Source organism: Nodularia sp. UHCC 0506 (genome assembly GCF_034931045.1).
GTDB lineage: Bacteria > Cyanobacteriota > Cyanobacteriia > Cyanobacteriales > Nostocaceae > Nodularia.
Map to the genome: position 1 here is coordinate 24,839 of NZ_JAYGHH010000006.1, position 3,838 is coordinate 28,676.

Annotated in this window: 3 protein-coding genes; 1 reads left to right on the forward strand and 2 read right to left on the reverse strand. The window is 35.6% G+C overall.

The features are described 5' to 3' along the window. Nucleotides 1-74: 74 nt before the first annotated feature. Nucleotides 75-1,952 carry an excinuclease ABC subunit UvrC gene (gene uvrC / locus VB654_RS06300; RefSeq protein WP_323212744.1) on the forward strand — a complete coding sequence of 626 codons (1,878 nt, stop codon included), beginning with the start codon at nucleotides 75-77 and terminating at the stop codon, nucleotides 1,950-1,952. Nucleotides 1,953-1,960: 8 nt separating this feature from the next. On the opposite strand, the gene VB654_RS06305 is transcribed toward uvrC, so the two are convergent. Further along, nucleotides 1,961-2,272 carry a hypothetical protein gene (locus VB654_RS06305; RefSeq protein WP_323212746.1) on the reverse strand — a complete coding sequence of 104 codons (312 nt, stop codon included), beginning with the start codon at nucleotides 2,270-2,272 and terminating at the stop codon, nucleotides 1,961-1,963. Between the two features lie 164 nt (nucleotides 2,273-2,436). Continuing rightward, on the reverse strand, nucleotides 2,437-3,838 hold a 1,402-nt coding region (locus tag VB654_RS06310), incomplete at its 5' end, for a DNA (cytosine-5-)-methyltransferase (RefSeq protein ID WP_323212747.1).

Here is a 3,838-nt window from a genome sequence, read left to right on the forward strand (position 1 = left end):
GTTAATAAACACAAAAACTTTATTTTTATTAAAATAAGAATAGGTAAATTTGTAAGATTACCTATATTTAGATTGTGACAATATCTGCTCAAATAGTACCACTGATTAAAGATCCGGAACGTTTAGAAAACCGTCTAGCTGAAATTCCTCCGGAACCGGGAGTTTATTTCATGCGGGATGGAAACGAACGTATAATATATATAGGTAAATCCCGCAAATTGCGATCGCGTGTTCGGTCCTATTTTCGGGATGGATATAACAAAAGCGAACGCATAGCCACAATGGTTAAGCTAGTGACAGAAATTGAGTTTATTGTCACTGATACAGAAGCTGAGGCTTTAGCGCTAGAAGCCAACTTAATCAAGCAGCATCAGCCTTATTTTAACGTTTTACTCAAAGATGATAAAAAATATCCTTACGTCTGTATTACTTGGTCAGAAGATTATCCACGCATCTTCATTACCCGGAAACGCCAACTAGGTAAAGTCAAGGATAAGTTTTACGGCCCTTATACAGATACAAGTTTATTACGAGAAATATTAAATATATCTAAACGCATTTTTGCATTACGGCAACGACCTCAGCCACTGTTCAAAGATCGTCCTTGCTTAAATTATGACTTAGGGCGATGTCCTGGTGTGTGTCAACAGTTAATTTCTCCCGAAGAATACCGCAAAACTGTACAAAAAGTAGCAATGGTGTTTCAAGGAAGAACTCAAGAATTGATTGATATTCTCACAGTACAAATGCAAACAGCAGCCGAGGCGTTAAACTTTGAATTAGCGGCGCGGGTTCGTGACCAAATAACTGGGTTAAAATCGCTGAATGCTGACCAAAAAGTTTCTCTACCAGATGATACTGTTTCACGGGATGCTTTAGCACTGGCAACCGACGAAGAACGCGCCTGTATTCAATTATTTCAGATTCGCGCTGGACAATTGGTAGGACGGTTAGCATTTATTGCCAATAGTCATGCTGAACCTGGAGCTATTTTACAACGAGTTTTAGAATCACATTATCAAACTGCGGATGCAGTGGAAATTCCCATAGAGATTTTAGTCCAACATGAGTTACCAGATGCAGAAATCTTGGCAGATGTTTTGACTCAACGCAAGGGAAGAAAAGTCACAATTTTAGCTCCCCAGCGTCAAACTAAGGCAGAATTAATAGAGATGGTAGAGCGAAATGCTGAGTATGAATTGCAAAGAATGCAAAAACTGAGCGATCGCAACCATGAAGCTATGCAAGATTTAACCACTATTCTCGATTTACCCGACTTACCCCACCGCATCGAAGGTTATGATATTTCTCACATTCAGGGTTCCAATGCTGTAGCTTCCCAAGTTGTGTTTATTGATGGCTTACCGGGTAAACAGCACTATCGCCACTATAAAATTAAAAATCCCACAGTCACAGCCGGACATTCAGATGATTTTGCTAGTTTAGCGGAAGTTATCCAGAGACGGTTTCGTAAGTATCGCGAAAATTCACAATTAGCCAGAGTGGGAAATCCTGACTGGCCTGATTTAATTATGATTGATGGTGGTAAAGGTCAGTTATCCTCGGTTGTGGCTATTTTGCAAGAAATGGATTTATTAGAAGACTTGCGCGTTGTCAGTTTAGCGAAGCAGCGAGAAGAGATTTTTTTACCGGGAGAATCGCAACCTTTAGAAACAGACGCAGAACAGCCAGGAGTACAGTTATTGCGGCGGTTAAGAGATGAAGCACACCGATTTGCTGTAAGTTTCCATCGTCAGCAGCGTAGTGATAAGTTAAAGCGATCGCGTTTAGATGAAATTCCAGGTTTAGGACATCATCGCCAAAAGCAGCTTTTAGGGCATTTTCGCTCTGTTGATTATATCCGACAAGCCACACCCGCACAACTAGCTGAGGTTCCAGGGATTGGCCCCAGGTTAGCCCAAGAAATTTACGATTATTTTCATCCCGCTTAGTCGGAATTTTATTCCTCAATCATTAATTTACCTAGAATTTCATTCCATTTCTCTTTGTGAATTTTTTGGATTTCATTATCTGACTCGATTAATTGCGAATATAGATCAATAAAATCTGTGATGGACATGATTAATCTTAAATAATATTTAATTGTCGGAACAATTCCATTCAGAATTAATTGACATCCATGTTCTGATGCAATTTCTTTAATAACTTCATCAATCTTATCAGCTTCTAGTTGATTAACATCTTTTGAGGCGAAAATGTAGTATCTTTGGGGATTATGTTTGATAATTTTATTTTTTGCCCGATAAACCATTTGCAGAGTAATTTCTTGCCCATATTTTATTTCTATCGCTTCAATAAGATGATCATTTTTATCAAAAATTTCAATGTCTCCAGCAGTGTTAGAAGTTCTGTCAGAAGCCGTATGACTTCCTAAATTTTTCAGAGTGCAAGAATTATATCTAGATATTTCCTTAACTAAAATTTGATAAATGGCATGAAAAGCAATAACAGGTAAGGTAACTTTGAGCCACCATCAGTTTTATAATTATAATTAAAATGTTCATTTAAAGCATTTACTAAAGTCTTTAAGTCTAATTTTTCTGGATTACTTAATTTAATGATTTCCACCAAATTATTATCTTTGGCTGAATTTACCAATTTCAAAAGCAATTTTAAAACATTTTCTACTTTGTCAGGATGTTTCTGCACAAAATCAATAATATTTAGAAATGCCAATTTTAAAGACTTAGGACTGATATTTCCCTCATAATTTAAAGTATAAGGGTAAGGTTGTTCTAAAGAACGTGTTAACCAACCACTTTCAGCCATTGCTGGTAAACCTAACTCTGTTAATGTAGGAGTAATATATTTTGTATCTATAGTTCTTCCTGAAAATCCGCCTGGTAGATCAACTTGATGGTATCTAATATCCTGAGATGGATATAACACCTTATGTACTAAAAGAGTAACAAGTACCGTATAAACTGCCTTTCTAGCAAAGCATTTTTTACTAATTTCCACAACATAATCTTGATATTCTTGGGGTAGTTCAATTTGATTAATGTTAAAATCAGATATGCTGTGATAAATCTGTATAAGCTTTTCTTGATGATTCATAATCGAATGTGTTTCTAGTTGAATGGGTTGATTGCAATGGCAATTTTTATTCAGACTGACTATTTCTAATTCCCTATCTTGATGTGAAAAAATTTGTGTTTTAATTTGATTCGCTAATTCATACATTACTGGCACACACACAGAGTTACCTATTTGTTTATAGCACTCTGCTAAATTGCGATGAGTTTTAAAATCTTCAGGAAAACCCATAATTCTATAACACTCTCGCAGTGTTAATTTCCGAACTGCATTTTCTTCTGGTATGTAAATAAAAAATCTTCCTGAAGTCTCTTGAGAAGGTATTGTTGGATGTACTCCTTCTATAGAATAAATTCTATTTGGTTGATGATGAACTCGTGATAAATGTTCTGTATTTGGTCTAACACCGGTTTTCCAAATACTTTTATTGCGATATCCTACAAAAATCAAACCTGATGCTTGCTGTTTAGGATTATCTATCATTGTGTATTCTTCAGGATGTAGATATTCAAACTTTCCTGAAGGACATAAAAATTCTCGTAACGTGGGAACTGGATGAGATTTTTGAAGAGTTTTAAAATTAAATTTATTGTCTTTTGTCGCCACAAATACAACTCGTTCTCTATTTTGTGGTAGCCCAAAATCTCTAGAATTAACTATCTCGTAGTTAACTACATAACCTATATCTTCTAAAGAATATAATATTACTTCTAATGTTTTACCTTGGTCGTGATGTAATATGTGCTTAACATTTTCTAGGATAACTACAGTAGGATTAATA

What these genes read in the sequence shown, in the direction of transcription:
- VB654_RS06305 (WP_323212746.1), bottom strand. Translation starts at nt 2,272, where the DNA reads ATGGTTTATCGGGCAAAAAATAAAATTATCAAACATAATCCCCAAAGA.